We start from the raw sequence: 27,000 nt of genomic DNA, 5'->3' as shown, positions 1-27,000 counted from the left end.
CGATGAAACCTTGGAACGAACGGGTTGTTGCCATTACCGGTGCTTCGGGAGGACTCGGGCTTGAAATGGCAAAGGAAACTGCCCGTAAAGGCGGACTTCCTGTTATGCTTGCCCGGTCTGCGGAGAAACTGGAACAGGGAGCAGCTGTAATCAAAAACGAAACGGGCATCAGACCCGTTGTATATGAGCTTGATGTGAGTGATGCCTCAGCAGTTAAACAGGTGTTTTCCAAAATCGCCAGGGAAACAGGGACTGTCGATGTACTGATCAACAACGCGGGTTTTGGAATTTTCGACGAGTTTGAACAGGCTAAGCTGCAGGATATAAAGGAAATGTTTGAAGTAAACGTATACGGTCTTTTTTCCTGTACCCAGGCTGTGCTGCCGGCCATGCGTAAACAGGGGTATGGTCATATTATCCACGTTGCCTCACAGGCCGGAAAACTGGCCACCCCGAAGTCGGGTGGATATTCTGCTACAAAGCATGCTGTTCTTGCGTTTGCGAACAGCCTACGGATGGAACTGGAGGGCAGCGGCATTCGGGTAAGCACGGTGAATCCCGGACCTGTAAGAACGAACTTCTTTTCCAGGGCTGATCAAACCGGACAGTATGAAAAAAGTGTGGAAAAGTTCATGCTCGATGCCGGCGCAGTGGCAGCGAAAACCATTGCTCTGATTGACAGGCCGAAGCGGGAACTCAACCTGCCCCGGTGGATGAATGCGGGCTCGAAAATATATCAGCTCTTTCCCGGCCTTATGGAAAAGCTTGCAGGCAGCCAGTTCAGAAAAAAATAACAGTCGGGGTTACCGCAGAAATAAATGCGGTAACCTTTATTTTACAGTTGAAACACGAACGTATATTCCCCTATAATAAACATACCTTATCATATAACGAACAGAAACAGGGAGGATGGCGAACGTGGATTATGACTCGATGCCCAAACGGAAGATTTTTTGTATAGATATGAAAAGCTTCTATGCGAGCTGCGCGGCGATCGCCCTCGGTAAAGATCCGCTGTCGGTTCACCTGGCTGTAGTGGGAGACACAGAGAGAAGCGGAAGTGTCGTACTTGCAGCTACTCCTCCCCTGAAAAAGGACTTCGGAATCAAAACCGGAAACCGGCTGTTTGAAATTCCGGATGACCCCCGGATCATGACGGTAAATGCCTCGATGGCGACCTATTTACACATTTCCGTCCAGGTCACCGATCTTTTTCACCGCTATGTTCCCCTTGAAGCGATTCATACGTACAGCGTGGATGAAAGCTTTCTGGATGTAAGCGGGACGGAAAAGCTGTGGGGAAATGAGTGGGAGCTTGCGGAGACCATCCGGACTGATCTGTACCGGCGTTTCGGGCTTACGTGCGCGATCGGCATTGGGGATAACATGCTGCTCTCCAAACTCTGTCTTGATCTTGAGGCTAAAAAAAGAGGCGTTGCGAAGTGGACATACGGAGATGTGCAGAAAAAGCTGTGGCCCGTTTCCCCCCTCCAGAAAATGTGGGGGATCGGAAGCAGGATGGAAAAGCGCCTGAACCGGATGGGGATCTTCTCGGTCGGCCAGCTTGCCGGCTATTCCCCGGAAAAGCTGGAAAAAGCCTTCGGTGTTATGGGAAACCAGCTTTACTACCATGCGTGGGGAGTCGATCTCTCGGAACTCGGAGCCCCGATTCTTGCAGGGCAGATCAGTTATGCGAAAGGACAGATTCTGCTTCGGGATTATAGGGATCCCGTTGAAATCCGCCGTGTGCTTCTTGAAATGTGTGAGGAAGTGTCCGCCAGAGCCCGGCGAGAGCGAAGAGCCGGCCTGACGATCAGCCTTGGGATGGGATACAGTAAAGACGAGCAGGGAGGCGGGTTTTCCCGTCAGCTGACGCTTCCCGAGCCTACAAACATTACGATGGAAGTGTACGAGGCCTGTCTGAAGCTGATGAAACGGTTCTACGACGGTTCGACTGTCCGTAAACTGTCGGTGGCCATTTCCAATGTGTATGCAGACGATTCCGTGCAGCTGAGTCTGCTGGAGACAGACCGCCCGAAAAAGCGGGCTCTCGGCTATGCCATGGATGAAATCCGGAGCAAACACGGCCCCAATGCCCTGCTCAGGGCTGTCTCCTACGCAGAAGGCGGCACTGCCAGACACCGGAACACCCTCGTCGGCGGCCATAAATCCTAGGAGGCTGGGACTGAAGTGTTTTTATAGATGAAAATCCGAACAATCAATTCGCGGCGCAGGTAAATCGCTCCTGAAATATACGCCGCTTTCCGCGGGAAGCGACTGAGCCTCCGCGTGCTTCGCTACTTAAGGGGTCTCACCTGCGCTTTTCCTCCCGCAGGAGTCGGCGTATATTTCATCCGCTTGCCAGCTTTTTGTTCGGATTCTCATCAAAACACTTCTGTCCCAGCTCTTCCGCACCGTGCGGAGCCGCTCCCCGATCTTCCAGTCTGACCGGTGAAGTTTCCGGCCGGACAGGAGCGTGCGAAGCAGGTGCAGAAAAGGAGGCGGTAAAACAACCGCCCCTGTCAACCCCTATTCAACCCCGGTTACAGAAGGGAAAGGGATTGCGGTACAATAGCCGTTTCCATCAGTCACGGTAAAGGTTTCCCGCGCCGGATTAACCTCGGTTACATACCCGCTTATATTTACGGTCCGGTTTTGTTTTAAAAAGGAAATACAAATTACAGTTCCGTTTTCCTTTGAGTGCAGAATGAGGCGGTTCCACTCTTCTATGGCCTGGGGGTCTGCCTCTTTTTCCTCCGGACCGCTGTTTCTCTTTTCAAGTTCCTTCAGTTTCTCCACGTGCTCGGGAAGCATCATGGACGTCCATTTTATTGTCCCGCGATCGTGAACCATGCTATCACTCCTTTACTTAAGAAGGAACGTATGTTCTTATTTTACCTTCTTTCCGAACTGTGAAACAACCGGAAAAAGGTGGGGAAGAAACGTTCGTAAAAACTTCACAGAAGGGAGCGTTTACATTTAAAAAAGGGGGAGAAATTCGTTAGCGGGAGGTGTATAGTAGGACGTGGGAATTTTGAGTTAACCTCAAAAGCAACACTTATATGAAAGAAGGGACGTCACGATGATTGTACGTGATCTGGTTGAAAGCTGCGAAATGATGCAGGGAGAAACAAAAGATGGGGTGTTCGTTGTTTACGAACGCTATGAAAATACGGAGTGCCATTATAACGGGAACCGTTTTTCCGAAAAGGAATGTGAACCCGAGATCCGTGTTGAAGTGCTTGAGGAAAAAAACGGTGGATCCCTGAGACGGGTTGTATCCTATAACATTAACGGAGAAACGCCGGTAGAAACGGTACTGACACGGATCCGCAGTTCTCATCCGGATCTGCTCGCACCGGCATCACTCCAGGCAGTCTGATATTTTGGCCGAAAAAGTTCCCGAAATGGGCTATAATAGAAGTTATCAGCCTGAAAAGGAGCGGATCGACGTGGTGAAAGTACTGTTTGTCTGTCTCGGAAACATCTGCCGATCTCCCATGGCAGAAGCGGTATTTAAGGAAAAAGTCCGGGAGGCAGGGCTTGAGGAGAGGATTGAGATCGATTCGGCCGGTACCGGTGACTGGCACACGGGGAATGCCCCCCATGAGGGCACGCTTGACATCCTCAAAAAGAACAGGATTGAAGCGGAAGGCCTGAAAGCCCGTCAGGTGCAGAAGGAAGATCTCAATCAGTATGACTACATCATTGGGATGGATGCCGAAAACATCGGAAACCTGACCCGAATGAAAGGCTACAGTGAATCAGGTGAAATTGCACGCCTTCTTGATTTTGTGGAGGATGGAGCAGAGGATGATGTGCCGGATCCTTATTTTACAGGGAACTTTGACTACGTCTATGACCTTGTGGAAGAAGGCTGCACCAGACTTCTGTCCCATATCCGGGAGAAGGAAGGGCTGTAGTTGTCAGCTTCATACGCCGGCGCCCGGGAGCGCCTGTCCCTGCTTTTGCAGGGGGCAGGCGCTTTTTTGTCGTTTAACTGTAAAATCTGTTTTTTTGAACAAATATCATTTCTATTTGCGAAGCTTATTAATTTAACGCGCGTCAGCGCTTTTGTTCCTGACAGAGCCGACAGCCGATCGTGTCAGTTTTCGGAGCCTGTTTAACTCTTTATGATCCAGGGAATTACCGTTACATGTATTGGAAGAAGAGTGGAGGGATCCGACGTGAAGGATATTCAGAAGTTCTGGCAGGCTCGAAACTGGATGAAGAGTAATGAAAGTTTTCTCACTACATGGCATGCCCATGTTGGATATAAACTGAACTTATTCGACAGCTTTGCCGCAGGGGAAAAGGTTCAGGAAGTAGCGGCAAAAGAAGGATTAAACGGACAGCTTCTCCTCAGGTGGGTAGAGGTCGGTCTTGAAGTGGGCCATCTCAGAAAAACCGTGACTGGAAAAGTAAAAGCAAAAAAGAAAATGGTTAAATACGTATCGGCACGAAGTGAGGATTCCGTCGGGATTCTTCTCAAGGAAATGATGGAGCTTCATATACCTACACTTCTGCAGTATCCGGATTTAATGAAAAACAATGAACAGATCTCATACCTGGAAGATAAATTTGCCGGAGTTGTAGCCGAGACATCCGCACTCCTCGAAAAAGCCTCGGTTCCTCCGATGCTGAAATGGGTGGAAAAACACAAGCCCGGGCATATCGTTGATTTCGGATGCGGGCATGGCGGTTACCTGAAGAAAATCCGGGACGCAGATGATAAAGTCAACCTCACCGGTGTGGAAATCAGCGGAGAGGTGTCAGAGGAGGCAGCGGAACGTCTGAAGAATCATGACATCGACATAAGGAATGAAGACATCCGGGAGTTCATGTCCTCCGGTGCACAGGCGGATATGGTCATGCTCCACAACCTTCTTTACTATTATCCACCTGAAGACCGGGTGGCCCTTTTTAAGGAAACAGCATCCATACTATCGGAGAAAGGAACCATTACGGTCATTTCGCCTCTGACGGATTCAGGCCACGGGCAGACGTTTGCGGCTGCATTCAACACATTTATGACTGCCCATAAAAATCTATATCCTCTGCCCACCGAAAAGGAAATTGAGGAGGCAGCGAAGATAGCGGGTATGAAGGTGAAAATGACCAAGCCGATTATTCGGGAAGGCGGCTGGTTTCTCATCGGCCTTCAGAAAAAATAAGGCGAAAAGCAGGCACTGCATGACGGCGGTGTCTTTTTTTCGGCTGTTTTCATAAAGGGTGCTGCTTTTACAGGTATTCATATGGAGCGAAAGACGCCGACTTCAGCGTTGGCTGCGGAAAGCGTCGGCCTGCAGCGTAGAATAACATCAATCTTTCCCACAGCCTTTATTTTTTCCGGAAAAACATTCCTTCAGGAAGCAGTGAAGGAGGTGGGCACCCCAGGTCCGTCTTCTGAATACGATGAGGTAGTGTCATGATTAGAAGAAGGAAAGCGGGGGGCGCTCATGTGCGGAATTACAGGGTGGATTGATTATAGACGCCCGGTTGAAAATGAAAAAGCAGTGCTGCTCCAGATGGCTGACACCCTCTCAAGAAGGGGCCCGGACGCTGTGCAGGTTTGGGGGGACGGTCATGCAGGGTTCGGTCATACCCGGCTGATTGTAGTCGACCCGTCCGGGGGCGGACAGCCGATGACGCGGAAAGGCCCTGCAGGAACCTTTACAATCTGCTACAACGGGGAACTTTACAATACAGAAGACATACGCAGAGAGCTGTTAAAGGCAGGCTATTCATTTAAGTCCCATTCAGATACGGAAGTGCTTCTTACGGCGTATATGGAGTGGGGAGAATCGTGTGTGGAAAAACTGAACGGGATTTTTGCTTTTGCCGTCTGGGAAAGCGAAAAGGAAGAGCTGTTTATTGCCCGTGACAGACTCGGGGTAAAGCCGCTGTTTTATACTGAACTGGATGGGGGAGTGATGTTTGCTTCCGAGCCGAAAGCGATCCTTTCTCACCCTGAAGTGAAGGCGGAAGTGGACGAAGCGGGCCTCCGGGAAGTGATTGCCCTCTGCCCGTCAAGGACTCCTGGAGCGGGTGTGTATAAAGGGATGAAGGAACTGAGGCCGGCCCACTTTCTGAAACTGAACCGTTCAGGGCTCAAAACAGGACGGTACTGGCAGGTGAAGAGTGAGCGGCATACGGATTCAGCGGAAGAGACGGCAGAACAGGTCAGACATCTCCTGAAGGATACAGTGGAACGCCAGCTGGTGGCAGATGTGCCGGTCTGTACATTTCTCTCGGGGGGAGTGGACTCCAGCGCCCTGACCGCCCTTGCAGCAAATTATTTCAGGGAACAGGGAAGAGGGGCGGTGGATACTTTTTCCATTGACTACGAAGAAAACGATAAGTATTTTAAGGCGAGTAAATTCCAGCCGAACCCGGATGCTCCCTGGATCAGATTGATGTCTGATTATCTTGGTTCCAACCATCACGGCTGTGTCATTAACAACGAGGCTTTATTTGATTACCTCGATCCGGCACAGCAGGCGAGGGATCTGCCGGGCATGGCGGATATCGACTCATCGCTTCTCTGGTTCAGTGAACAGATAAAAAAGAAGGTAACGGTGGGGCTTTCCGGCGAATGCGCCGATGAAATTTTCGGCGGCTATCCGTGGTTCCATGATGAAAAAGCCATAAACGGCACGATTTTTCCATGGATGCGCTCCGTGGAGCAGCGCCAGTCCCTGCTCAGACCCGAGTGGAGTAAAAAGCTGTCCCTGAAGCAGTATGCCGAAGAGCGGTACAGGGAGACGCTGGATGAAACCCCGCTCCTGGACGGGGAAAATCAGCTTGAAAGCAGAAGAAGATCTTTATTCTATGTGAACATGATCTGGTTTATGACTACGCTGCTCGAGCGTAAAGACCGGATGAGTATGGCGGCAAGCATTGAAGTCAGGGTGCCCTTTGCGGATCACAGACTTGTGGAGTACGTCTGGAATATACCGTGGGAGATGAAAATGTACGGAAACAGGGAGAAGGGTATTCTGAGAAAAGCACTTGAAGGGGTGCTTCCTCATGACATTCTGTACAGAAAGAAAAGCCCATACCCGAAAACACACCATCCCGTGTATACGGAAAAAGTCACCGGGGCGCTTCAGAACGTGATAAACAGAGGCGATTCCCCACTCTTTGATATTTTTGACAAAGCAAAACTGCAGCAGCTGTGTGATTCCAAAGGCAGCTCGTATCCTGCGCCGTATTTTGGCCAGCTCATGACCGGACCGCAGCTGATTGCCCATCTGTGGCAGTTTCACCTCTGGCTTGAGAGGTCGGAAATATCAGTCTGACGCCTGCATCCCTGCAGGCATTTTTTTTATGGGTGTCGAACAGTAGACAGCAGAAAAAAATACCAGGAACAAATCGGTTGCCATTGGGCGGTGCTGATGATATACATATTGTATAACTTTTGTTTAACTATTTTTAAATAAGGGAAAGAGGCTCTTATATGGTACAAGGCGGTGAATAGATAATGACAGCACAAAAACGTAAGGGGCGTGTTGCCGTCATAGGCGCCGGTCCAGGCGGACTGGCTTCAGCGATGCTTCTCGCATACAGAGGTTTCAAGGTTGATGTATATGAAAAACAGCCATACATAGGCGGGAGAACGTCCCGTCATAAGGTGGGGGATTTCCAGTTTGATCTCGGGCCCACTTTTTTCAGTATGCCGCACATTCTCGAGGAAATCTTTGAGGCTGCAGGGAAAAACCTGCACGATTATGTGGAACTGAAAAAGCTCGATCCCATGTATGAACTTGACTTTGACGGGCTGAAAATCAGTGCCGTAAGCGATAAAGAGCGTATGAAGGAACAGATTGACACGCTTTTTCCCGGCTCGGGAAAAGAGTATGTGCGGTTTATGGACGATACCCGCAGGAAGATGAACCGGCTGCTTCCCATGCTTCAGAATAAGCATGCAAGCCTGTTTGACTACATGAGGCTGAGAAGTCTGAAGGCGCTGCCGGAGCTTGAGGTGGGCAGGTCCCTTTATGATGTTCTCGGGCGTTATTTCGAAGATGAGAGGCTGCGCCTTTCCTTTACGTTTCAGTCAAAGTATCTCGGCATGTCTCCGTGGGAGTGCCCCGGCGCGTTCAGCATTTTATCCTTTATGGAGCATGAGTGGGGGGTCTATCATCCGGTGGGCGGACTTAACCGCCTTACCCGGGCGATGGCGGACGCCGTAAACGAGCTTGGGGGAAAGATTCATACCGGTAACGGTGCGAAAAGGCTGATCCTTGACGGCAGGAAAGTGACAGGGCTGGAATTGGACAGCGGTGAGCAGGTAAGTACCGATGAAGTAGTGATGAATGCGGATTTTGCCCAGGCAATGACCACACTCATTGATGAAAGTGCTGTTAAAAAGTATTCAAGAAAAAAACTCGAAAAAAAGAATTACTCCTGCTCAACTTTCATGATTTACGCCGGAATAAACAAACAGGTGGATCTCGGTCATCATACAATATTCTTTTCCGGGGATTACAAACGAAACGTCGAGGAAATCACAAAAACCAGGCTTCTCTCTGAAGATCCCTCAATTTACGTGCATCACGCTTCGGCAACAGATCCCACAGTGGCACCGGAAGGGAAAGCCGCCCTGTATATCCTTGCACCGGTTCCGAACAATTTCAGCGGCATCGACTGGGCTCGTGAGAAAAAGGCATTTCGGGATCTCGTCTGGGATCTCGTTGAACAGAAAACAGGCGAGGACCTCAGAGAGCATCTCGAGGTGGAGGATATTCTCACACCTCTTGACTGGGAGCATGAAAAGCATGTGTTCAGGGGAGCGACGTTTAACCTGTCCCACAACCTCGGGCAGATGATGTATTTCCGCCCCCACAATAAATTCGAATCTCTTGAGGGTCTCTGGCTGACCGGGGGGGGTACCCACCCGGGGAGCGGCCTGCCAACCATCTTTGAATCAGCGAGAATCACATCTGATGGACTGTCGGAAAAGTACGGGAAATCGGGGGTGATTTCATGAAAACAGCAGTAGTTGGCGGGGGAATAGGCGGGCTTGTATCCGCCCTGTATCTATCAAATGAAGGCCACCACGTAACGGTGTTTGAAAAAGAGGCGGACGTGGGAGGCAGACTTGCTTTTATTGAACGGGACGGTTTTCGGATTGATAAGGGACCGACAATCGTTCTTCTCCCTGATATGATCCGCTCCATTCTAAGGGAAGCAGGTATGAACCCGGATGTAATTGAGATGCAGCGGCTCGATCCTCTTTACCCGCTTCATTTCCCGGATGGCACCACCTTTACGAAATGGAGTGACACAGAAAAACAGCTGGAGGAGATCCGGTCTGTTTTTCCCGGGGAGGAATCGTCTTTCCTTTCCTATATGGAAGATATGAATGAAAGATTTGAAAAAGGAAAGCAGGCTTTTATGGACCGGGACTTCAGACGCCCGGGTTCATTTTTTACGAAATCCAATGTAAGGACGCTTGTTAAACTGAAAGCCTATCAGAGTGTGAAAAACCAGGCGAAGCAGTATTTCAGCGCTCCTCATCTGAGAGAAGCTTTTTCTTTTCAGACGCTTTATATCGGAGGGTCACCGCATGACACACCGGCTATCTATTCCCTTGTACCTTTCAGTGAGCACTGCCATGGAATCTGGTATGTAAAAGGCGGTTACGCCAGACTGGCGCAGGAAATTGTCAAAGAACTGCTCACACGCGGGGGGACAATCAGGACGGAGTCGGAAGTGACCCGGATTGAAACCGAGGGTGGAAAAGGGACAGGGCTGACTGTCAACGGCACGTATGAGGCGTTTGATACCTTCGTCATAAACGGCGATTATCCTGTTGCCCGCAGACTCACAGGAGGGAAAGGACGGAGGCAGAGCCGGTCGTTTACTCCTTCTTCAGGCTGTCTGCTGCTTTATCTCGGTATAAACGGGAAGGTGGATACTCCCTATGTTCACCAGTTTTTCATGGGGGAGGACCTCGACGGTCACATGAGCGATGTATTTGTAAATAAAAGACTTCACGTGGATCCTTCATTTTACGTATTTTCACCTTCCCTGATTGATAATAGTGCGGCTCCTGAAGGGAAAAGCGCCCTTTACGTACTGGTTCCCGTGCCGGCGGGGGACACGGTCACGGAGGAAGAATACGCGGAATATGCGGAGATGATTCTCGATCGTATGGAAGAACGCCTCGATGGAAAATTAAGACAGAAAATCCTCTGGAAAGACATTCGGACTCCGCATGAGGCGTCACAGGAAGGGCTTTTTCAGGGAGGCAGCTTTGGAATTGCCCCATCGCTGTTCCAGTCAGGAGTTTTCCGGCCGCAGCTGCAGCCGTTTGGGCTTGACAACGTTTATGCAGTCGGTGCGTCCATTCACCCCGGCGGTGGTGTTCCAATTGTAATGCAGGGAGCGAAACTGCTCGCCGAAGCAATCCGGGAAAAGGAAGGGCGAAGAGAGCCGGAACCTGCCGAGGCATTTATCAGGTGATTAGGACTGAGATGTGATAAGGTGATACTACTAAAGATGTATGAAGGAGGAGAATCATGCTCTCGGTAAATGAAGCCTATAAACGCTGCCGGACGGTCATTGAACATCATTCCAAAACCTTTGCAAAAGCATTTGGCCATCTGCCGCAGGAAAAACGTCAGGCCGTCTGGGCCGTGTATGCTTTTTGCCGGACTGCGGATGACATTGTAGATGAAGGTGAGAACCCCGCATCCGAAATTATCAGGTTCAAAGATCAGTTCCATTCATTTGCTGCTGGGCATCTCCCGGAGGAGAATTATCTCTGGATAGCACTTCGTGATACATTCAGCCGGTTTGAAATGGATTTTCAGCCTTTTTATGACATGATTGAGGGTCAGCAGATGGATCTGATCAAAAAACGGTACGAAACGCTGGAAGAAGTGAAACACTATTCATACCATGTGGCAAGTACAGTGGGACTCATGCTGCTGCCGATTCTTGCCCCGGAGAAAAAGGACAGACTGAGGGAAGGGGCGATTTCACTGGGGATTGCCATGCAGCTTACCAACATCCTCAGAGACATTGGTGAGGATCTCGCCCGGGACCGTATTTATTTTCCGCAGGATGTCATGAGAAAGCACGGCTATTCAGAGGACATGCTTTGGCGGACTGAAATCAATCATGCCTTTTCGGATGCCTGGGAAGAACTTGCCGAAGATGCGGAACAGTTTTATGAAGCGGGGCTTGCAACGATCGGTGAATATCCCGTGGAATCACGAATTCCTGTTAAAGCTGCAGCGCTTTTCTACCGTGAAATTCTCCACTCTGTCCGCAGAAACAGCTACGAGGTGTTTCGTAAGCGGGCATTTGTATCCAAGGAAGAAAAAACAGTTCTCATGAAGGAAGCTGTAAAAGGATAGATAAAGGATCCCCTGCCGGACGGCAGGGGATTTTTTGCGGGGACGATCAATAGGAGAAGCCGTCCTTTAACTCAGGTGGTCACAAAATTCCAGGCAGATTTAGTCCAGGGACCGCGGCAGTTCCCGTTAATCCTTTTCCAGCTCTGACAGAAGCGCATCGGCAGCGTTTCTGCCGCTCAGGACAACCATCGGCGAACCGCCGCCGGGGTGAGTGCTGCCGCCGGCAAAAAACAGGTTCTTCAGATCCGCGCTCTGATTGAAAGGACGCAGGAATGTGTCGGAACGCCGGTTCGACGCGATACCGTATAACGCTCCCCTGTAGGCATAAAAATTCCGTGCCAGATCTCCGGGTGTAACCGTTTTTTTATGAACGAGTGCACTGTTTATGTCGATCCCCCGCTGATGCAGGCGTTCAAAAACACGGGATGCATAGGCATCGCGGTCAACGTTTTCTGTTTTTCCTGACGGCAGGGGAGGAGCGTTAACAAGGATAAACAGATTGTCCCCATCCGGTGAGAGAGACGAGTCCGTCTTTGATGATGTACAGACGTATATGGTGGGATCATCCGCGTATGACTGCCTATCGAAAATCCCGGCAAATTCTTCTTTATAGCAGCTGCTGAAGAACACATGATGGTGGTGGAGATCAAACCTTGTGCTGACGGCAGCCAGAATAACAAAAGCGGATACTGATGGATTGAAGCGGTTTATTTTTTCATCAGTCAATCTGGTTCTGTCCTCCCGGCGGATCAGTGCAGGAACCTGGGTAAGAAGGTCACCGTTCATGACAATACCATCCACATCCAGGCTTTCCTCCTGATCAGTCGTAACAGCAGAGGCTTTTCCCCGGCTGGTCTGAATACCGGTAATTTCAGTGTTCAGCTTTACCGTGACACCAAGCTTCTCCGCAGCTCTCAGAAAACCTCCGGCAATGTTGGCATTACCCCCTCTTGTAAAATACACCCCATCGTTCAGTTCGAGGTGTCCGATGAGAGCAAAGGTGGCCGGTGACATATACGGAGAAGAGCCGATGTAGGTGGCATACCTGTTGAACGCCTGCCGCACCCGCGGATCGGGAAAAAACTTTCTGTGAAACCGGTCAAGGCCTGTGAGGGGCTTTACCCCAAAGAGGGCTTTTGCAAGGGGGAGTGACAGGTAATCACGCCAGGAACGGAATGTACGGTAAAGGAAGTGTTTTTCCGCTTTCAGGTAAAGATTCCTGACTTCTTCAAGATACGTCCTGTACCCCAGTGCGCTGTCAGGATCAAGAGCAGCTATTTCCTCCTCTGTACGGTCCGCATCAGCAGAGAAGTGGAAGAAAGAACCGTCACTGAATACGTTCTTCGTATGTGTTTCAAGTCTGTCAAAATGAAAATATTCTTCAGGATTTTCACCGGCATCCGCAAGAAGATTACGAAACACTTCCGGCATGGTTATTGTATTGGGACCGAAGTCGAAGTTATGGCTCCCGAGTTTTACATTGTGAAGTTTTCCGCCGGCATGGCTGTTTTTTTCAAACAGTGTAACGTCAGCACCGGCCGAAGCGAGGCGGATGGAGGCAGCCAGACCACCGAGGCCTGCTCCTATTACCGCTATTTTTCTGCGAGGTTTCATTTGTACACTCTTCCTTTCCAACTGAAGCCCCGCCGGAACATACCGAGAAAGGCCGAATACCAGAGAAGCACTACGGTCATGAGGGCCGAGGCAGGCAGAAACAGGCACAGCCAGGGTTTCTGTCTGACAGACCAGTCAACGATCCCTTTCTGTAGAACGCCGATAAAATACGGAAGCAAATAAAGAAGATCCACTGAGCCCGTGAGAGCCAGAATGGCCAGCACCCCCGACCAGGTGTAAAAAAACAGGTAGAAAAAGGTGATAAACAGTGCGAGCGGAACCGAACGGCCAAGGCCGGGAAACATGTTTTTGGAAAAGCCCTCCCAGACCTCCCTGCCGCTCTCATACATATAGCAGGACACAGCCTCGGAGACATTGGCAAGTTTGACACGAAAGCCGTTTATTTTCATCGTTCTGGCAAGGTGGACATCCTCCACGAGGGAGTATTTCACGCTCCGGTGTCCTCCGGCCTGGTCATAGGCCCTCCGCCTGAACATTAAAAACGCACCGTGGGCTGCTGAGGAAGCAGCAAAGCGGGTAAAGTTGGCAAGCAGAACAGGAAGATGAAAGTGAACAACAAAATGCTGCATAGGCACGAGCAGTGAACCCAGGATCCCTTTTGCGGGAAATCGTGGGAATCCGGTTACCAGTCCGGTGTCCGGATGTTTAAAACAGGAAAGTGCTCCCTGTACGGTTCCCGGTGCCAGACGCACGTCAGCATCAGCAAAAAGAGCGTATTCACCCTCGCCGTACTCCGAAAGCTGATGGCAGGCGTAAACTTTTCCAACCCATCCCCGGGGGAGAGGCCTTCCCTGTTTTAAGTAAAAACGTGGATCATCTGAAGTGTGGGTTTTCAGAAGCTCCCCGGTTCCATCCTCAGAACCATCATCAAGCAGATAAAAGCGGAGATGAGGATAGTTTAAACCTTTCAGACTGCTGATCAGACCTCCTACATTGCGTGCCTCGTTTCTCAAAGGAACAAAAATATCCACTAAAGGAGCTGTTTCAGGCACCCGGAGATCTTTTTTCAACCGGGGAAGAAGCAGCGTGTTAATGAGGGTTATTGCTGTTGAAATAGAAAGGACGGCAATCAGTATGGAAATCATCATCGCTGGCCCGTCCTCCCGAAGATTCTCGGAAAGGTCTGTTTAAATGTGTACCAGCGGTCCCCGACCGTTCTTCGCCCCTGAATCAGAGGATAAAAACGATCCGTTTTCCCGGAAATCGCGTCCTCTTTCAGCCCGTCCAGCTGATCTCCAAGTTCTGCTTCCAATATACGGTTCATTTCCTTCCTCGGGGTTTCCTTCTGCAGGCTGACAGGCGAGCCCACACGAATGAAAAATTCGGGAAGCTGTTCGTGAAGAAGCGTATGGTAAAACGTGACCGGGACCACGTCGCAGCCGGAAGTCTTCTCCGCCAGCCAGGCAGCCCCGCCCTTAAAACCAAGAGGGCGGATATCAACGTGATACTCGTTGCCCTGGGGAAATAAAAATACAGAACGTCCGTCCTGAATCAGCGATACAGCCCGGTTCATAGAACGCAGGATCGAGGTACGGGAAGACGTATCAACGGGAAAAGCCCCCAGTTTTCCGAAGAACGGAAACTTTTTCAGCCCTTCCTCGCTCATCAGGGCATAGCCGTCGGTTTTCAGCAGATCGCGGTTCAGCTGAAAGAGAATCAGACTGTCCCACCAGGAACTGTGATTGATCAGAAAGAGGGTGCCTCTCCCTGACGGAATCCAGCGGCTGTCGCACGATACAGAGTGAAAATGCTTCTTTAATAGGTGTTTATTGTATCTGGAAAATAACGCTTCAAATGCCGGCTGTTTTGTCTGTATGGCGGTTCCCCTCCAGTCTGCGGAGTGCTGACAGGTACAGTGTATAAATGACAGTAAGCGCAGTGAGTGTGGTTATAAATGCAGCGATAAGCCCATTTAAGAGTGCTACAGCCATAAACATGGCAGTCATGAGAAAATACAGCAGCGCCATCCGGGACTGCCAGACCGACACGTTATCCCTCCACTCCTGTTTATTGCGGCACATCGCATAAACGAACGTATGGAGGATAAAGGAGAGAACAAACCAGCCTGCAAAGTTTGAAAACGGGATACCGTAATAAAAACCACCTTCAAGCCAGACCCAGTATTCCTTTACATCATAGGCTACCGGATCAATGATCAGATCCATCGAGGTTGCAGTAAATGCGCCAAGCAGGGGATACATAATAGAGGACAGGCGTCCGAGGAGCTGGGCTGCGGGCTTTATAAGTACGTGCGACGTGGCAATGACCATTACCCAGGCAAACCCGATGGTAATTGGCACCCCGGCTATTTTAGGGCCGAAATCCGTTCGGTATTCATACTCTCCGAAAAAGAGCCCTGTAGCTACCCCGAGCGATTCGAGAGCCATGGACAGTACAAAGACGACGGTGATCAGGGCAAGACCGGTTATGCGGCCATAAACCCGGTAAAAATAGAGCATGGCAAGAATTCCTGCGGTAATTAAAAAGACGACATTTGCCCACTCTAACCATGGAGGCACGAGATCAAAACTGAGAAGAATAACCCCGCATATGTACCAGAAAATAAAAAAACGGAATAAATAACGGTCGAAACTGTTCATCTTGTACGCCCCCTCTGTATGACTGTCATTATACCTCCGGCTACAGAGGGTGTACACTGATTTGCAGGCTGGAAGCCGTTAGATATGGAGGAATGAAATGACGTCAATCAGACTTATTGCCACCGATATGGATGGAACGCTTCTGGACAGTGAGCGGGGCGTTCCCGAAAAAAATGCTGAAGCAATACGTTATGCCGAATCCAGAGGTGTAACGGTCGCTGTAGCAACAGGAAGGGATTTCACTGAAGCTGTTGCGCCGCTGAAGGAAGCCGGCATCAGACTGCCTTTAATCTGTGTTAATGGAGCAGAAACAAGAGGGAAGGACGGCGGCATTCTATCACAGGTGAAAATGGAACGTTCACTTTACCGTAAGGCAGCAGACATTCTCAGGGAGGAAGACGTTTACTACGAGATCTATACCGGAAAAGGTTCGTTTACGGAGGATCCGGAAAAGGGCCTGCAGATCGTTGTCGATATCATGATGAGCACCGGTGAGTTTGACACGTATGATCAGGTAATGAGAGTGGCTGAAGCCCGTTTTAAGGAAGGGGCCGTGACCGTTACGGACGATTACGACAGCATCCTCGACAGCGGTGTGACCCTTCTGAAGCTGCTTGCGTTTTCAAGAGACGATAAGAAAAGAACCGCAGCACAGGAGAGACTGAAAAAGCTCGGCCGGGTGGCAGTCAGTGCATCAGCATCCGAAAACCTTGAAATTACTCATATCGATGCAACAAAAGGCAGGGCTTTGAGCCAGTTTGCCCAAAGTATTCAGGTACCTCTAACGGAAACAGCTGCAATCGGTGACAACTTCAATGACATCAGCATGCTTCAGGCTGCTGGAACAGGAATAGCCGTGGAAAACGCCGAAGAGGAGGTTAAGGCGGTCAGCCGTTTCGTTACTTCCAAAAACACAGAAGGAGGAGTTGCGGAGGCTATATACCGTCTGCTGGACAGTTAATCAGCACCGGGACGATTACTGAAAATTTGACACATACCTTTACGAACAGAGGGGTATAGTAAAGTAGTCTTTCATGAAGTTGTGTTATCAGAATAAATAAGTCACGAAGCGTCTGCCTGCAGCCGGAAAAAGCTGCAGCCATTAAGGAAAGGGAATCACAAGGAAATGTTCATGCTCTGAATGCGAAGAACGTTTAAATGATGCCGGGACCGGTAAAAACATTTTACAAAAAAGGCGGTTATCGTTTAAACTATATCCTTGCGAGGGAACATGTACATACAAATGAAAATAAAAGAAAGGTGATGAACATGCTTAAAAAACTATTCGGACTGGATAAGAAAGAAGAAAAGCAGCAGAAACCGGAGGTGGAGATGCCGGAAGCGGATGGAAAGGACGTTCTCGTGTCGCCGTTAACAGGGAAAGCTGTATCCCTTTCCGAAGTACCGGATCCGACTTTTGCCGAAAAAATGATGGGGGACGGTGTGGCAATCGATCCTGCTGACGGCACAGTGGTTTCACCTGTGCATGCGGAAGTCGTTCAGCTGTTCCCGACAAAGCACGCAGTGGGACTTAAAACGGTGAACGGCGCGGAAATTCTGATTCATATCGGGATTGAGACCGTGAATATGCAGGGCGAGGGCTTTGAAGCTTTTGTCAAAGAGGGAGACAAAGTGGCTCCTGGGGACAAGTTGATTACATTTGATATGGATCTCGTAAAAGAAAAAGCCGAAAGCACGATCACACCGGTTATTCTTACCAATGGAGATGAGGCAGGAGATCTTCAGAAAGAAGAAAACATCGATGTATCCCGTGGTGAAACCACGATTATGACAATTACCAAGTAATTTGCAATAAGAAAGCAGGGTGCCTCCTGGTCTTTGACTGACCACATGGAGGCACCTTTTTTGTGCTTCCTCTGCCTGAAGACGGAGCACTGTTAACGGTTTTTTGAATGAAGAACAGGAGAGGCAAAGTGCCCCTCCTGTTTTTTGCATAGATTGCTGCTGTTTACAATGAATGATTGAGCGGAAAGCGTCATAAAGAATGCAGGTTAGAACCTGAAGCTAGGGTAAACGTACGGAGAGGCAGGTTCCTCAACTTCATTGAGGTCTGCGTCGGTAATGACCGGGAGACGGTATCCGTTGTATTCCCCTTCTTTAATAGTGCCATAAACGTGAATCCACGTGTCTTCCTCAATATCGGCTGCCTGATTACTTTCAATAAGCGTACCGTAAACGCCTGCATCGGCTGTACAGCATGTCATGGAGAAACGTGCTGCCACAAGCTGATGATCATCGAAATCAGGTTCTCTGAATGCAAAACCGACGATTTCAATGTCTTTACCTATGAACTTATCCAGATGGACGTCCATAACAGTCATAATATCGAGGTAATTCTCTTCTGTGACAGTAATCACGTCCTCATGCTGGAGCTTTTCGGCAAGTTCCACGTAATACTGATCAAATCCTTCCTGATCGTAGAAATCCTCAACAGTAAAATGCTCCTGCACATCATCAGGGCCCGGAAGGTCATTTTCATCCGGAGCAGCGCCTGATTCAAGGTTCTCCATGTAGCCTTCAGGGTCTTCAAGGTATTCTTCCGCAGAAGACTGCTCAGTACCTGTTTCGGCTGCCTGTGCCTGGGTGGCGGCATTCACTGTCGGTGAATTACCGCTCCCGTAGATCATCCCCCGGTTCTGGGCAACTGAACTGTCAAGAGCCCTGTCGGGAAGAACGAATCCCATCAGGACCGGGAGGATAAAAATCCCGTAAATAAGCAGTTTTACAATCGGCGGCCCCGGAATTCTGTGATCGTGGCCGCATGTACATGAAACTCCGTCAGCATCGCTTTTCCTTGTACTGCGAAACACCTGTACAATCCCGAGCAGAAAGAAGGTTACAAGAGCAAAGTAGACGAAAGGCATCATTTTAGGTGCAATGTAGTAGACAATGTTGCCGCTCAGGACAAACCAGAGCATTAAAAGGGCAAATCCTATCAGAATTATTCCCTGTATAAAAGCGTGAAATGAAAAATCATAGTCTCTCACGGTCAATTCCTCCTAGAACCACATATACCAGTTTGGAAGTAGAAAACGATTAACAATCAGGATGGCGGTAAATACTGTAATTGTGACAGTCACCATAAAGGCGATTACAAATTTTGGTCTGAAGTAGGCAAACAGCATAAAGGTATTTTTAAGGTCGAGCATAGGGCCGTAGACAAGAAATGCGATCAGAGAACCGGCGGAAAACTGCGTAAACGAAGCAGCTACAAATGCGTCGGCTTCGGAACAGAGAGACAGAAGATAGGCAAACCCCATCATTACTGCCGTTGATGAATATTCGTTGGCTCCGATTGTCGTCAGCAGCTCCCGGTTAAGGAACGTCTGAAACAGTGACGCAATAAAAGCACCGAGGATGAGGTATTTCCCCATGAGGAAGAACTCATCCACCGCATGATAAACCGTGTCCTTGATCCGCTGCATCACACCCGGTTTTTCATCGTGGCTGTGACTGTGGCTGTGAAGGTGATCATGGTCTGTAAGACTGGATGCCTGGGAACGAAGCTGTCTGGTATGTCTGAAAAGCAGAAACAGAACGAACCCGATGATGATCGACAGAATAAATGCCAGCCCCATCCGTGTTAAGAGAACCGGATGTGTCCAGCTTGATCCGAATGCAAAAAACGTGGATGCAAAAACGATAGGATTAAGAATCGGCGCGGCAACTAAAAAGACTACTCCTACATGAAGCGGCATCCCCTTTTTTACAAGACGGGCAACGACCGGAACAATCGCACATTCACACAAAGGGAAAATGGCACCGAGAACGGCCGCCGGAAAAAGTGCCCCCAGTGCGTTCTTAGGCAGATAACGCCTGATCGTTTCCTCTGAAATATAAATCTGTATCAGTGCCGAGACAAATACACCGAGGAGTATAAACGGTATGGCTTCAATGACTATGCTTAAAAAAAGTGTGTTCACGTTGACCCAGGCTGCCGGCAGATCCTGAATGTACCGGGACTCACTAAGTCTGTCGCTGAACAGGAAAAGAATAAGGAACAAAAGAAGAAGCCCCATGCCGATGAGGTCTTTTCCGAAGGCTCTGACCTGCTGTGGTTTCATAACTATAGTTCTCCTAAACAGTTTAATGTAATCTATTAATCAATCTATTCTATGAATGGTTTATTTATTAGCTCTTTTAAAGTACCGAGTTGATTTTATGAAGTTGATTGGAGCGCAGTGAGGGGAAATCAACAACAGACTTTTACAGAACCATTTTTTATAAGAGCACAATTCACTATGTCATTCTATCAAAGAGAAAGACGGAAAGAAACGATGTCAGCCGCATTTAATGTAAAAGACATATTAATATGGAGAGTTTTAAATCATTGAACTTTGTGTGAAAATAGGCAGGATGATTTCGTTTTTTCCTTTTAGAGGATATACTTGAATACAGTGAGGAAAAGGGGGAGTCAAGATGAAAGGCAGACACCTTTCAAGCCTGCTGATTCTGACCGCAGCTCTTGGCATTGCTGTTTTTGTCATATACGATCATCGGACCGACAGTGCATCGGAAGATCCACTTTCCATATACCTGGAGAATGAAGGTATCGAAGATGTCGACAGCCGTGCAGAAGGCGAAACGGAAGAATACCTTGAAAGGGACAAAGAAGGTATTCAGCCGGGGATGCTGCTTAAAGATGTGCCGCTTCCCCTTGTAGACGGTGAGGGTGAAATGGCAATATCGGACTTCAGAGGCCATTATGTGATTCTTAACGTCTGGGCAACGTGGTGTGCGCCGTGCAGGGAGGAAAAGCCGGATCTGACGCGTATCCACCGGGAGTATTATGATGAAGGTGTCAGGGTAGTGGGGCTGAACAGAACCTCTCAGGAATCGGACCTTGATAATATTCACAGGTTTCTTGAAGAGTTTGACGTAACTTATCCAAACCTGATGGACGAAGAGGACGAAGCAGCAAGAGCGTATCAGGTAATCGGAATGCCGCTTACCTATGTCCTTGATCCGGATGGACGCATTATTACCCGGAGGCAGGGAATGGTAAATTACGATATGCTGACAGGAGACCTTGAAACAGCAAGAGAAAAATACGAAGAAACCGAGTGACAAAGTTGCTGGGAAAAAACAGTCTCTAATTAAGTAAAAAACGGTGCCAGTGATCGCTTTTCGATCGTTGTCACCGTTTTATTGTTTTAATTTAGGTTGATGAAGAACCCTTTCTCAATTCTTTTTAGAAAAGAGTTAAGCGTCAGCGTATCAGTCGGGTTTGGAAAGATGTCATAAGCAAGCGTGTATTGTCCCTCCGTTGCAATTTGGAGATTATACCCGGCTTTAAGTTGACCATTCTTCACATAGTCGTCTTTCATCCGCATAAAGGTGGCATAGTGAAACGTCTTCGGTAACTGTTTCGTTCTCCCAGTGGTGATTTAACTTTATGGGAAAAACCATCCTTTTTGTGTACATATTCGTTGATTGTTCAAAAATCACGAGACGCCTGCGGGAAAAGCAAGAGCTGCGAGCGTTTACATCCTGTGAATACTTCGAGCTGCTTCGACGCAGACAGCTACGAAGATCAACTTGTAGAGGAAGAAACAGAAGTGCTCCCGGTTAGCTGAAGCCTTGCCCCCGGCAAGCGAGTGTATTTTTGAACAATCAACCGTTATAAAACTGCCTACAGCAAAAGGCCCTCACCGGCGGTGAGGGCCCTTCTATTTAGCTGGGTTTGTACCAGCCTCTTCTTTCCTGTGGATGCCGACACGAGTGGGAAATTTAGCGTTTCCTGGATGTTTTCTGCCTTCTAACGCAGTAAGTTCAGTCAGTCCCGGTGTTTGTCATACCGGCCGGCTTTAGTCAAGTCGTTTAGTTCCCTGACTAATTCCTCTGACAGCGGCCCTGCTGCCCCGGCCGCGGCATTATCGGCTGCCTGGGAAACACGGCTTGCACCGGCAACAGCCGAAGCCACCTGAGGCGGTGTAAGGGCATACCGGAGGGCGAGTTCCTGAAGAGTAATACCTTCCCGCGCTGCAATATCCCCCAGAGACTTTACGGTACTTTTAAGCTCTTCCTCCGAATACTGCAGGTATCCCTCTCCTTTTAGTTTCCGTTCCCATTCTTCAGCAAGAAGACCTTTGGCTACAGGCCCCCTCGGCAGTACGGAGACACCGTTTTCCCCGAGGAATGTGAACCATTCTTCAGGTCTCCGGTCAAGCAGACTGTACTGCATCATAACCGAAACAATGTCAGAGCGTTTAACATACTCTTTAATAACGTTCGGCCGTATGGACGAAATGCCGTAATACCGGATCAGACCTTCCTTTTTCATTTCCCCGAATGCTTCAATAGTTTCCTCAATCGGATCGTCGATCGTGCCGCCGTGAAGCTGATACAGGTCAAGATAATCTGTCCCGAGCCGGGAGAGAGTCTTTTTAACAGCATCCTTCATGTGATTCTTTGAAGGATTCCAGCGCCAGCCGTCAATTCCCTCACCCCACTCATTTCCCCCTTTGGAAGCAAGGATGACGCTGTCACGCTTTCCTTTCAGTGCTTTGCCCACAGACTCTTCGTTGGCACCGAAACTGTAAAGATCGGCAGTATCAAAGTAGTTGATACCGCGGTCAATGGATTCATGAATAATCCGTTCATTTTCCCGGTCGTTCTCTGTAAGTGACATGCATCCAAAACCAATTTCACTTACGAAAAGGTCAGAATTTCCAATTTGCCGTTTGTTCATGAAATCCCCTCCAGCTTTTTGAATAGTCTATTTATCGTACACAATCATATTGGGTTATTCAAATGAGACGGCATGAGGCTTATCGCGGATGAATACGCTTTAGGAACTGGGGGTGTGTGATGCACAGGATTATTTCGGTGACTGTCCTTGGGATTCTGGAAGAAAACAGGGGTGTGCAGTGGCTTGCAACCGACGGAGGCTGCGGCAGGGCGGTTCTCTATACTTCTCTCTATCAGAAAGTAAAGCCGGGGGATAGAGTGAAAGTTAATGTAACAGCGGGAATGCTCGGTCTCGGCACAGGTGGAGCCGATTTTGTGTGCAGTATAGAAAGGGAGGGGGAATCTGCGGAAGGCACTCCCGAGGGCCATATTATGAAGTGCCGCTACCTTCCCGTCCAGCAGAGTATGCTTACTGTTGAATCGCCTGAAAATCATGATGCCGCCGGGCTTTATCAGGAGGAACTGCACCTGGGAGGAAAACGGATTCTCCTCTGTGAACTGCACAGCATGCTCCCGGTCGTGTGGCGACTGTACCGGGATCTTAAACCAGGGGGGAGGCTTGTGGCGATTATTGATGACCAGGCAGCACTCGCGCTTCCATTCAGCAGGATTCTAGGCAGACTCCACGGGGAGGAGGACTTTATTTCAATCACCGCCGGGCAGGCATTCGGCGGTAAATATGAAGCTGTAAATGTACTGACAGCTATGCAGTATGCGGCAGATACCTACCCGGATGCCCTGATCGTTATTACAGTTGGCCCCGGTGTGGCAGGGACGGGTACCCGGTATGGCTACAGCGGTATTGTCCAGGCATCCTGGGCAAATCTGATCGGAAAAAAAGGCGGAATCCCGGTCTGGGCTCCACGACTGTCCCAGGCAGACAGGAGAAACCGCCATTACGGCCTTTCCCACCATACAATTACAGCTTTAACTGAACTGACGTATGCCGATAGTGTGCTTCCCCTGCCTGCCGGTGAGGAAACCTGGAGGCACATTGACTGTGAAGCAGTGGAAAAAATGAAACGGCACCCCTGGATTGAGGTGCCGGAAATAGAAGAGAGCCGGGTCATGAGATGGATAACTGCTGTACTTGGAGGTGAGAACGTGACCACTATGGGGCGTGGAATCAAAGAAGATCTGCTGTTTTTCACCGGGGTGGGAACGGCAGTATACTGGCTGAACCCTTAGTCCGGGTGGCCGGAAGAGGCTGTCCTTTCCTGATCCAGTCTTCAACTGAATCGTGCTCTTTGGAAAGCTGTTTCAGATAGGCTTTCACCTGCCATACTTTACCGGCTACTATAAAACCATTATCTTTTAAATAAACATGCATGCTGATCTCTCCTTTTTCTCGGACACAGATTTTGCTATGCTAAAGAATATGAAAGCCTGGACGATTAAAGAACCGCAACCATAAAGGAGCTGGATCAGGATGCGAGACAGTCTGGAAGAAAAAACAATATCAAGAGATGTTATTTATAAAGGAAGAATTATTGAACTGAGTGTTCATGAAGTAGTTTTGCCTGATGGAAAAGAAAGTAAACGGGAGATTATTAACCACCCTGGAGCAGTGGCAGTTCTGGCTGTTAACGAAGACGGAAAACTCATTCTTGTAAAGCAGTACCGGAAAGCCCTGGAAAAATCGATTGCAGAAATACCTGCAGGCAAACTGGAGCAGGGAGAGGACCCGGCAGTGTGCGCAAAAAGAGAGCTGGAGGAGGAAACAGGATACCGTGCGGGCAGCCTTGAAAAAGTTATGTCTTTTTATACTTCCCCCGGATTTGCCGATGAAATCGTCCATTTATATGAAGCAAAGGACCTGGCCGAAGGCAGTGCAGAGACAGATGAAGACGAGTTTGTGGAGCTGCTGGAAGTTTCGTTTGATGAGGCGGTACAACTGATCAGGGACGAAACTATTCACGATGCAAAAACGATCTGTGCCATACAGCACTATCTGCTGACAGCAGGCAGATAGAGAAACTGAATCTACCTTTCTGTCATAGCCCTCCTTTTTTCCTCATAGAGTATCAGTGTACGTTAAGATACTGAAACCAGGAGAGAAGGGGCGAACGGGATGAGACGAATGTACGCAAGCCCTCGGAGAGCTGTTGTGATGCACGTGGAGGAAAACCGTTCAATCTATGTGTTTTCCATTGTTCTCCTGATGATGGGCGTAATTTTCGGGGCGATCATTGTTAACAGCCTCAGTATGAACCAGCGAACCGATCTTTTCACATACCTGACCCAGTTTTTCGGACAGGTCCGTCAGGGAGAACTGGCAGCCCCGGAGGCCATGTTTACCCAGAGTTTTTCATATTACGCCAAATACCTCGGTCTTATGTGGTTTCTCGGGCTGTCCGTCATTGGTCTGCCCGTCATTCTTGTCATGCTTTTTCTAAAAGGACTGGTAATGGGCTTCACGGTGGGATTCCTGGTAAATCAGATGGGAACGGATGGCTTTCTGCTCGCTTTTGCAGCCGTGTTTCCCCAAAACGTTCTGCTCGTTCCTGTATTCATTGTTACTGCTGCAGTTTCGATCTCCTTTTCCCTGAAAATCTGCAGGCAGATCATACGTAAAGGCTATGAACCGGTTTTTCAGTATTTTATGGGATATTCGCTGTTTCTTCTTTTTACGGGTGCCTTTATCACTCTTATTTCCGCCTATGAAGCTTACGTCTCACCTGTACTGCTCCGGTCTGTGATTCAGTGGATTGGATAAGGCTGCTGTTCTTACTTTAGAATCATTATAAATTCTATATTGAAACGATTCTTATTTGACACCCTTTTTCGGTCAGGAGTATAATAGACTCTGTAATGTCATGGCGAAGGGGCGTTCAAAATGGAGCAGCGGATCGAACGAATAAAGAAACAACTGCATTCTCAAAGCTATAAATTGACGCCGCAGCGTGAGGCAACTGTTCGGGTTCTTCTTGAACACGAGGAAGATCATCTGAGTGCTGAAGACGTTTATATGCTTGTAAAAGAGAAATCACCTGAGATCGGTCTTGCCACTGTCTACCGGACATTGGAACTGCTTACTGAGCTGAAAGTGGTCGATAAGATTAATTTTGGTGACGGAGTTTCCCGCTATGATCTGAGGAAAGAGGGAGCGACCCACTTTCATCACCATCTTGTCTGTATTGACTGCGGGTCAGTGGACGAAATTCAGGAGGATCTGCTCGGTGAAGTGGAAGCAGTTGTCGAGCAGAGGTGGAATTTTATTGTTAAGGACCACCGGCTGACTTTTCACGGTATCTGCCACCGCTGCAGCGGGAAAGAGAAGCCTGAAAAAGAAAACCCAGAAAACAACGGTTAACCGGCCTTACTCGCAATTGTAGTAAGGTTTTTCTCATTTTTTACGGTATAGCAGTATAAACCGCTCCGGCCCGGACATATTCTTGTACTGTACAGAAATCTGTACGGTCGGGTTTTACGGGTCAGGAGGGAACTGTATGAGACCGCTCAGCACTATTATAGATACGTTATTTGTGTTTGTTCTGTTTATGGGGTGCACGCTGTTTTTTTATTATGGTATTCTATGGGTGAGTGATGAGTATGAAAACTATCACCGCTACGATGAGCCGGAAGGAAAGGCTGTAAAAGTCATTCAGCCGGCCGGGGAAAGGGTTTATGATCCTGTATCGGTAAAAGATAGGCTTAAACTCTTTTACATGCATGGGGAATAGAAATGGAGGCGTTTAACCAATGAAGGAAGAACTCACTAAATACCTCCGTTATCTTGTGGTGGAAAAAGGTCTGTCTGCCAATACGGTACAGGCTTATGAAAGGGACCTGGATTCATATCTTCATTTTCTTGAGAACGCTGAAAACATTCAGAACATAAACAGCGTACACAGATCCAGTATTGTCGCGTACCTGTTTGCACTGAAAGAGGACGGCAGGGCATCCACGACTATTTCAAGACGGCTGTCGTCTGTCCGTTCATTTCACCAGTTTCTGCTCCGTGAGGGAGCCTGCGATCACGATCCCAGTGATCTTGTGGATATTCCAAAAGCCGAAAAGCGCCTGCCGAAGGTTCTGTCGGCCTCTGAAGTGGAAGCACTCCTCGATTCAACGGATACCACACCACTTGGACTCAGGAACAAAGCCATGCTGGAAATTCTTTATGCAACCGGTCTGCGGGTAACGGAACTGTGTTCAATGACCCTGTCCGATCTTCACCTTGACATGGGTTTTATCCGCTGCGTAGGTAAAGGTAACAAAGAGAGAATTATTCCGCTTGGAGGCGCCGCTGTGAAAGCGCTGCGTACATACCTGAGCGCAAGCAGGCCTGAACTTACGAGAAAGGAAACCCACGATGTTCTCTTCGTCAACCATCACGGACGGAAAATGACAAGACAGGGTTTCTGGAAAATACTTAAACAGCTGGCCCGTAACTGTGAAATAAAAAAAGAACTGACCCCGCATACACTCAGGCATTCGTTTGCCACACACCTGCTCGAAAATGGAGCGGATCTTCGGGCTGTACAGGAAATGCTTGGTCACGCAGATATTTCAACCACACAGATCTACACACACGTCTCCAAAACAAGGCTGAGAGATGTGTATGCAAGTTACCATCCGCGGGCTTAAGCCGGATTTTGCGCTGAAAACCCGGCGCGAAATTAGATGTCTGACTTCTGACAACTCGATTAACCCCATAGACACGACCGGGGGTGGGTATAGTA

At 48.9% G+C, this 27,000-nt stretch carries 27 protein-coding genes and 1 pseudogene; 18 read left to right on the top strand and 10 right to left on the bottom strand.

Going from position 1 to position 27,000, the window contains the following annotated elements; all coding sequences use genetic code 11:
• Positions 1 to 2 precede the first annotated feature (2 nt).
• A complete protein-coding gene (locus FGB90_RS05275; RefSeq protein ID WP_138809492.1) occupies positions 3 to 794 on the top strand; it encodes an SDR family NAD(P)-dependent oxidoreductase in 792 nt (263 codons plus the stop codon).
• A 115-nt stretch (positions 795 to 909) separates the two neighbouring features.
• On the top strand, positions 910 to 2,175 hold the full coding sequence (locus FGB90_RS05270) for a Y-family DNA polymerase (protein ID WP_138809491.1): 1,266 nt from the start codon (positions 910 to 912) through the stop codon (positions 2,173 to 2,175).
• A gap of 354 nt (positions 2,176 to 2,529) precedes the next feature.
• Here the strand turns inward: FGB90_RS05270 and FGB90_RS05265 are convergent, their stop codons facing one another.
• Positions 2,530 to 2,853 (bottom strand): YolD-like family protein, encoded by a 324-nt coding sequence (locus FGB90_RS05265; RefSeq protein WP_138809490.1) that lies wholly within the window; start codon positions 2,851 to 2,853, stop codon positions 2,530 to 2,532.
• Between the two features lie 229 nt (positions 2,854 to 3,082).
• On the opposite strand from FGB90_RS05265, the gene FGB90_RS05260 reads away from it, so the two are divergent.
• From FGB90_RS05260 to FGB90_RS05230, 7 genes are all read left to right on the top strand, one after another.
• Positions 3,083 to 3,382: a hypothetical protein gene (locus FGB90_RS05260; protein WP_138809489.1), complete on the top strand. Its 300-nt coding sequence runs from the start codon at positions 3,083 to 3,085 to the stop codon at positions 3,380 to 3,382.
• Between the two features lie 70 nt (positions 3,383 to 3,452).
• Positions 3,453 to 3,923, top strand: a complete 471-nt coding sequence (locus FGB90_RS05255; RefSeq protein ID WP_138810027.1) for a low molecular weight protein-tyrosine-phosphatase — start codon at positions 3,453 to 3,455, stop codon at positions 3,921 to 3,923.
• Between the two features lie 264 nt (positions 3,924 to 4,187).
• Positions 4,188 to 5,174 (top strand): class I SAM-dependent methyltransferase, encoded by a 987-nt coding sequence (locus FGB90_RS05250; protein WP_171051707.1) that lies wholly within the window; start codon positions 4,188 to 4,190, stop codon positions 5,172 to 5,174.
• Positions 5,175 to 5,459: 285 nt separating this feature from the next.
• Positions 5,460 to 7,301 carry an asparagine synthase (glutamine-hydrolyzing) gene (asnB, locus tag FGB90_RS05245; protein WP_138809487.1) on the top strand — a complete coding sequence of 614 codons (1,842 nt, stop codon included), beginning with the start codon at positions 5,460 to 5,462 and terminating at the stop codon, positions 7,299 to 7,301.
• A 182-nt stretch (positions 7,302 to 7,483) separates the two neighbouring features.
• On the top strand, positions 7,484 to 8,992 hold the full coding sequence (locus tag FGB90_RS05240; protein ID WP_138809486.1) for a phytoene desaturase family protein: 1,509 nt from the start codon (positions 7,484 to 7,486) through the stop codon (positions 8,990 to 8,992).
• Positions 8,989 to 10,470 (top strand): phytoene desaturase family protein, encoded by a 1,482-nt coding sequence (locus tag FGB90_RS05235; RefSeq protein WP_138809485.1) that lies wholly within the window; start codon positions 8,989 to 8,991, stop codon positions 10,468 to 10,470. Before FGB90_RS05240 ends, FGB90_RS05235 begins: the two co-directional genes overlap by 4 nt.
• A gap of 56 nt (positions 10,471 to 10,526) precedes the next feature.
• Entirely contained in the window at positions 10,527 to 11,369 is an 843-nt protein-coding gene (locus FGB90_RS05230) for a phytoene/squalene synthase family protein (protein WP_138809484.1), read from the top strand.
• Between the two features lie 126 nt (positions 11,370 to 11,495).
• Here the strand turns inward: FGB90_RS05230 and FGB90_RS05225 are convergent, their stop codons facing one another.
• The 4 genes from FGB90_RS05225 to FGB90_RS05210 all read right to left on the bottom strand — a co-directional run bounded on the left by FGB90_RS05225 (position 11,496) and on the right by FGB90_RS05210 (position 15,604).
• Positions 11,496 to 12,983, bottom strand: a complete 1,488-nt coding sequence (locus tag FGB90_RS05225) for a phytoene desaturase family protein (RefSeq protein WP_138809483.1) — start codon at positions 12,981 to 12,983, stop codon at positions 11,496 to 11,498.
• Entirely contained in the window at positions 12,980 to 14,092 is a 1,113-nt protein-coding gene (locus FGB90_RS05220) for a glycosyltransferase family 2 protein (protein ID WP_138809482.1), read from the bottom strand. Before FGB90_RS05220 ends, FGB90_RS05225 begins: the two co-directional genes overlap by 4 nt.
• Positions 14,089 to 14,721, bottom strand: a complete 633-nt coding sequence (locus FGB90_RS05215; RefSeq protein WP_281280027.1) for a lysophospholipid acyltransferase family protein — start codon at positions 14,719 to 14,721, stop codon at positions 14,089 to 14,091. Before FGB90_RS05215 ends, FGB90_RS05220 begins: the two co-directional genes overlap by 4 nt.
• 73 nt (positions 14,722 to 14,794) lie before the next feature.
• Positions 14,795 to 15,604, bottom strand: coding sequence for a carotenoid biosynthesis protein (locus FGB90_RS05210; RefSeq protein ID WP_138809480.1), 810 nt, complete (start codon positions 15,602 to 15,604; stop codon positions 14,795 to 14,797).
• A gap of 97 nt (positions 15,605 to 15,701) precedes the next feature.
• Between FGB90_RS05210 and FGB90_RS05205 the strand changes: the two genes are divergently transcribed.
• Together FGB90_RS05205 and FGB90_RS05200 are read left to right on the top strand one after the other, a co-directional pair.
• Positions 15,702 to 16,565 (top strand): Cof-type HAD-IIB family hydrolase, encoded by an 864-nt coding sequence (locus FGB90_RS05205; RefSeq protein ID WP_246056056.1) that lies wholly within the window; start codon positions 15,702 to 15,704, stop codon positions 16,563 to 16,565.
• A 308-nt stretch (positions 16,566 to 16,873) separates the two neighbouring features.
• Entirely contained in the window at positions 16,874 to 17,410 is a 537-nt protein-coding gene (locus FGB90_RS05200; RefSeq protein ID WP_138809479.1) for a PTS sugar transporter subunit IIA, read from the top strand.
• Positions 17,411 to 17,616: 206 nt separating this feature from the next.
• Here FGB90_RS05200 and FGB90_RS05195 read toward each other — a convergent pair whose 3' ends face one another.
• Both FGB90_RS05195 and FGB90_RS05190 read right to left on the bottom strand, forming a co-directional pair.
• Complete coding sequence (locus tag FGB90_RS05195) at positions 17,617 to 18,612, bottom strand: TIGR03943 family putative permease subunit (protein ID WP_138809478.1); 996 nt, start codon at positions 18,610 to 18,612, stop codon at positions 17,617 to 17,619.
• Between the two features lie 12 nt (positions 18,613 to 18,624).
• On the bottom strand, positions 18,625 to 19,689 hold the full coding sequence (locus FGB90_RS05190) for a permease (RefSeq protein WP_138809477.1): 1,065 nt from the start codon (positions 19,687 to 19,689) through the stop codon (positions 18,625 to 18,627).
• Between the two features lie 355 nt (positions 19,690 to 20,044).
• Here FGB90_RS05190 and FGB90_RS05185 point away from each other — a divergent pair, with 355 nt between their 5' ends.
• Positions 20,045 to 20,692 carry a TlpA disulfide reductase family protein gene (locus FGB90_RS05185; RefSeq protein WP_138809476.1) on the top strand — a complete coding sequence of 216 codons (648 nt, stop codon included), beginning with the start codon at positions 20,045 to 20,047 and terminating at the stop codon, positions 20,690 to 20,692.
• A 113-nt stretch (positions 20,693 to 20,805) separates the two neighbouring features.
• Here the strand turns inward: FGB90_RS05185 and FGB90_RS19925 are convergent.
• Both FGB90_RS19925 and FGB90_RS05175 read right to left on the bottom strand, forming a co-directional pair.
• Positions 20,806 to 21,005, bottom strand: a pseudogene (locus tag FGB90_RS19925) (IS5/IS1182 family transposase); the annotation flags it as partial.
• Positions 21,006 to 21,401: 396 nt separating this feature from the next.
• Entirely contained in the window at positions 21,402 to 22,316 is a 915-nt protein-coding gene (locus FGB90_RS05175) for an aldo/keto reductase (RefSeq protein WP_138809475.1), read from the bottom strand.
• Between the two features lie 119 nt (positions 22,317 to 22,435).
• Between FGB90_RS05175 and FGB90_RS05170 the strand changes: the two genes are divergently transcribed.
• Positions 22,436 to 23,503: a DUF3866 family protein gene (locus FGB90_RS05170; protein WP_138809474.1), complete on the top strand. Its 1,068-nt coding sequence runs from the start codon at positions 22,436 to 22,438 to the stop codon at positions 23,501 to 23,503.
• On the opposite strand, the gene mciZ is transcribed toward FGB90_RS05170, so the two are convergent.
• Positions 23,463 to 23,645, bottom strand: coding sequence for a Z-ring formation inhibitor MciZ (mciZ, locus tag FGB90_RS05165; RefSeq protein ID WP_138809473.1), 183 nt, complete (start codon positions 23,643 to 23,645; stop codon positions 23,463 to 23,465). The genes FGB90_RS05170 and mciZ overlap by 41 nt on opposite strands.
• 99 nt (positions 23,646 to 23,744) lie before the next feature.
• Between mciZ and FGB90_RS05160 the strand changes: the two genes are divergently transcribed.
• The 5 genes from FGB90_RS05160 (at position 23,745) to xerD (ending at position 26,905) form a co-directional block, all read left to right on the top strand.
• Entirely contained in the window at positions 23,745 to 24,287 is a 543-nt protein-coding gene (locus FGB90_RS05160; RefSeq protein ID WP_138809472.1) for an NUDIX hydrolase, read from the top strand.
• Between the two features lie 108 nt (positions 24,288 to 24,395).
• Positions 24,396 to 25,031, top strand: a complete 636-nt coding sequence (gene spoIIM / locus FGB90_RS05155) for a stage II sporulation protein M (RefSeq protein ID WP_438502683.1) — start codon at positions 24,396 to 24,398, stop codon at positions 25,029 to 25,031.
• Positions 25,032 to 25,151: 120 nt separating this feature from the next.
• The gene (gene fur / locus FGB90_RS05150; RefSeq protein ID WP_138809470.1) at positions 25,152 to 25,628 is read left to right on the top strand and encodes a ferric iron uptake transcriptional regulator; all 477 of its coding nucleotides are present in this window, start codon (positions 25,152 to 25,154) and stop codon (positions 25,626 to 25,628) included.
• A gap of 136 nt (positions 25,629 to 25,764) precedes the next feature.
• Positions 25,765 to 25,998 (top strand): YqzK family protein, encoded by a 234-nt coding sequence (locus FGB90_RS05145; RefSeq protein ID WP_138809469.1) that lies wholly within the window; start codon positions 25,765 to 25,767, stop codon positions 25,996 to 25,998.
• A 19-nt stretch (positions 25,999 to 26,017) separates the two neighbouring features.
• On the top strand, positions 26,018 to 26,905 hold the full coding sequence (xerD, locus tag FGB90_RS05140) for a site-specific tyrosine recombinase XerD (RefSeq protein WP_138809468.1): 888 nt from the start codon (positions 26,018 to 26,020) through the stop codon (positions 26,903 to 26,905).
• Positions 26,906 to 27,000: the final 95 nt, after the last annotated feature.

The organism is Alteribacter natronophilus (assembly GCF_006007885.1).
Lineage (GTDB): Bacteria > Bacillota > Bacilli > Bacillales > Salisediminibacteriaceae > Alteribacter > Alteribacter natronophilus.
Note: the sequence above shows the minus strand (reverse complement) of the source record. Positions and strands in the feature narration are given on the sequence as shown.